Origin of the sequence: Kineococcus glutinatus, from assembly GCF_039542765.1 — a bacterium.
Classification (GTDB): domain Bacteria; phylum Actinomycetota; class Actinomycetes; order Actinomycetales; family Kineococcaceae; genus Kineococcus_A; species Kineococcus_A glutinatus.
The window spans coordinates 1-3,682 of the sequence record NZ_BAABIL010000335.1; the positions used below are offsets into that span (position 1 = coordinate 1).

Annotated in this window: 4 protein-coding genes; all 4 read left to right on the top strand. The window is 74.6% G+C overall.

What is annotated here, in order from left to right; all coding sequences use genetic code 11:
- A partial coding sequence (locus ABEB16_RS12990; protein ID WP_425560187.1) for a Gfo/Idh/MocA family protein occupies window positions 1–774 on the top strand: 774 nt, incomplete at its 5' end.
- A 144-nt stretch (window positions 775–918) separates the two neighbouring features.
- Complete coding sequence (locus ABEB16_RS12995) at window positions 919–2,112, top strand: Gfo/Idh/MocA family protein (protein WP_345712672.1); 1,194 nt, start codon at window positions 919–921, stop codon at window positions 2,110–2,112.
- A 23-nt stretch (window positions 2,113–2,135) separates the two neighbouring features.
- Window positions 2,136–3,155 carry a sugar phosphate isomerase/epimerase family protein gene (locus tag ABEB16_RS13000; RefSeq protein WP_345712673.1) on the top strand — a complete coding sequence of 340 codons (1,020 nt, stop codon included), beginning with the start codon at window positions 2,136–2,138 and terminating at the stop codon, window positions 3,153–3,155.
- A gap of 18 nt (window positions 3,156–3,173) precedes the next feature.
- Window positions 3,174–3,682 (top strand): alanine racemase (locus tag ABEB16_RS13005; RefSeq protein ID WP_345712674.1); only part of this gene is annotated, 509 nt, incomplete at its 3' end.

Consider the following 3,682-nt stretch of genomic DNA (forward strand, 5'->3'; position numbering starts at 1 on the left):
ACGGGGCAGCTGTTCGCCGTCAGCCAGTCCCGCCGGTACAACGCCCACCTCTTCGCGCTGCGCGAGCACGTGCGGGGCCTCGGCGCGCCGGGGGTGCTGACGACGGAGTTCTTCAAGGCCCCGCACTTCGGCGGGTTCCGCGAGGAGATGGCGCACCCGCTGCTGCTGGACATGGCCATCCACCCGTTCGACAGCGCCCGGTTCCTCCTCGGCGAGGAACCGGTCAGCGTCTACTGCGAGGAGTTCAACCCGCCGTGGAGCTGGTACGCCGGGGACGCCGCGGCCACCGCGGTGTTCGAGATGACCGGTGGCGTGCGCTACGTGTACACGGGCAGCTGGTGCAGCTCGGGGGCGGAGACGTCCTGGAACGGGTCGTGGCGGCTGAGCGCCGAGCGGGGCACCGTGCGCTGGGACGGCGAGGAGGCCCCCGTGGTGGACGGCGACCCCCTGCCCGCCGCGGCGGGCGGCGACGGGGTGGCACCGGTGCCGCCGGGGCACGAGATCGCCGGCTCGCTGCGGGAGTTCGCGACCGCGCTGCGCACGGGGGGCACCCCGATGGGGGAGGTGCACGCCAACGTCCTCAGCCTGGCCATGGTGGAGGCCGCCGTCACCTCCGCCGCCACCGGTGCCCGGGTGCTCGTCGACGACGTCCTGGAGCGCGCCCACGCCGAGGCGGTCGCCGCCGAGACGCACCCGCAGGTGGCGCAGGTGCTGCGGTCGTGGTCGTCGGTGCGCGGCGTCCTCACGGGCGGTGCGCGAGCCGTGCGTGCCTGACGTGCGGAGCACGCCGGGAGGGCGGGTGCCCTCGTGCCGCGCGGGCGCAGGGGGCAGACTCGCCCCCGCGCGTGTCCGACCAGGACATCGAGGAGTTTCGAGCGGTCCGGTCGGCGCCGACCGGACCGAGGAGCAGGAGGAACCGTGACCGACCGCCCCGACCCGCAGCAGCCGCTGGGCGTCGCCCTCGTGGGGCACTCCTTCATGGGGGCCGTCCACTCCCACGCCTGGCGGACGGTCGACCACGTCGGCAGCCCCGCGCTGCGCACCCGTCGCGCCGTCCTGGTGGGTCGTGACGCCACCCGCACCGCCGAGGCGGCGGAGCTGTTCGGCTGGGAGTCCTCCAGCACCGACTGGCGCGAGGTGCTCACCCGCGACGACGTGCACGTCGTCGACGTCTGCACCCCCGGCGACAGCCACGCGGAGATCGCGATCGCGGCCCTGGAGGCCGGCAAGCACGTGGTCTGCGAGAAGCCGCTGGCCACGACCGTCGAGGAGGCCGAGCGGATGGCCGCCGCCGCCGGGGCGGCCGCCGCCCGCGGCGTGCGCAGCATGGTGGCCTTCAACTACCGGCGGGTGCCGGCGGTGTCGCTGGCCCGGCAGCTGGTGGCGGACGGTCGCCTCGGCGAGGTCCGGCAGGTGCGGGCGGTGTACCTGCAGGACTGGATCGTCGACCCGGAGTTCCCGCTGACGTGGCGGCTGCGGAAGGACCTCGCCGGCGCGGGCGCGCTGGGCGACATCGGCTCCCACATCGTCGACGCCGCGCAGTTCGTGACGGGGCAGACGATCACCGGCGTCACCGGCGTGCTGGAGACGTTCGTCAGGAGGCGGCCGCTGGAGGCGCAGCGCACCGGGCAGCAGACGGGTCTGGGTGCGCAGGCGTCCGCGGAGTACGGCGACGTGACCGTCGACGACGCGGCGGCGTTCATCGCCCGCGGCAGCGGCGGGGCGCTCATGACGTTCGAGGCCACCCGGATGGCGCCGGGCCGCAAGAACGCGATGCGCCTGGAGGTCAACGGCTCCCTGGGCAGCCTCGCCTTCGACTTCGAGTCGATGAACGAGCTGCAGTTCTGCGACGCGACGCTGCCCGACGCCGAGGGCGGGTTCCGCCGCATCCTGGCCACCGACCCGTCCCACCCGTACGTGGCGAACTGGTGGCCGCCGGGGCACGGGCTGGGCTACGACCACCCGTTCGTCCACGAGCTGCAGGACTTCCTCGCCGCCGTCTCCGCCGGCTCCGACCCCTCGCCGTCCTTCGCCGAGGGCCTGCAGGTGCAGCGGGTGCTCGACGCGGTGGAGCGCAGCGCCGCGAACTCGTCCACGTACACGACCGTCTGACCCGAGAGCACGAGGAGCACGTCATGCCGCGTTCGACCCCCAGGCCCGTCACCCTCTTCACCGGCCAGTGGGCCGACCTGCCCTTCGAGGAGGTGTGCCGCCTGGCCTCGGGGTGGGGCTTCGACGGCCTGGAGATCGCCACCTGGGGCGACCACCTGGACTCCACCCGCGGCGCCGTCGACGACGACTACATCGCCGAGAAGAAGGCGGTGCTGGAGAGGTACGACCTCGAGGTGTGGACGATCTCGGCCCACCTGTCCGGGCAGGCGGTGTGCGACCTCATCGACGCCCGGCACAAGGACATCGTGTCCTCGGCCGTGTGGGGCGACGGCGACCCCGAGGGCGTCCGCCGGCGCGCCGCCGAGTACGTGAAGGACACCGCCCGCACCGCCGCCCGGCTCGGCGTGAAGACCGTCACCGGCTTCACCGGGTCCTCGATCTGGCACACGGTGGCGATGTTCCCGCCCACGCCGGCGGCGATGGTGGACGCCGGCTACCAGGACTTCGCCGACCGCTGGAACCCGATCCTCGACGTGTTCGACGAGGTGGGGGTGCGCTTCGCCCACGAGGTGCACCCGAGCGAGATCGCCTACGACTACTGGACGACGAAGCGGGCGCTGGAGGCCATCGGGCACCGGGAGGCGTTCGGGCTGAACTTCGACCCGAGCCACTTCGTGTGGCAGGACCTGGACACCGTCGGGTTCCTGCGCGACTTCGCCGACCGGATCTACCACGTGCACTGCAAGGACTCCAAGAAGCAGCTGGACGGTCGCGCGGGCCGGCTGGGCTCGCACCTGGCCTGGGCGGACACCCGCCGCGGCTGGGACTTCGTCTCCGTCGGGCACGGCGACGTGCCGTGGGAGGCGATCTTCCGCCAGCTCGACGCCATCGGCTACGAGGGGCCGACGAGCGTGGAGTGGGAGGACGCCGGGATGGACCGCCTCAAGGGCGCGCCGGACGCGCTGGCGTTCGTGCGCCGCCTCGGGGAGCTCATCCAGCCCCCGGCGGCGGCCTTCGACGCGGCGTTCTCCAGCCAGTCCTGACCGGTTCCGCCCGCTCCCGTGACCGCCGCCCCGGCCGCCGACCTGCCCGCCGACCTGGAGACCCCGTGCCTGCTCGTCGAGCGCGACGTGCTGGCGGCCAACCTCGCCGCGACGGCCGCCCGGGCGCGCGAGCGCGGCTGGGCGCTGCGCCCGCACGCCAAGACCCACAAGTGCGTCGAGATCGCCCGGCGCCAGCTCGACCTCGGTGCGGTGGGCCTGACCGTGGCGACGACCGGGGAGGCGGAGGTGTTCGCCGACGCCGGGTTCACCGACCTGTTCGTCGCCTACCCGCTGTGGGCCGCCGGCAGGCGCGGGGTGCGGCTGCGGGCGCTGGCCGAGCGGGTGGCGCTGCGGGTGGGCACCGACTCCGCCGAGGGGGCCGGCCTCCTGGCGCGCGCCCTCGCCGGCACCTCCGCGCAGGTGCTCGTCGAGGTGGACAGCGGCCACCACCGCCCCGGCGTCGAGCCCGCCGCGGCCGTGGAGGTCGCCCTGGCCGCGCGGCGCGGGGGCCTGCCCGTGGCGGGGGT

Coding starts and splice junctions, on each gene's coding strand:
- ABEB16_RS13000 (WP_345712673.1), top strand. CDS start 2,136: ATGCCGCGTTCGACCCCCAGGCCCGTCACCCTCTTCACCGGCCAGTGG.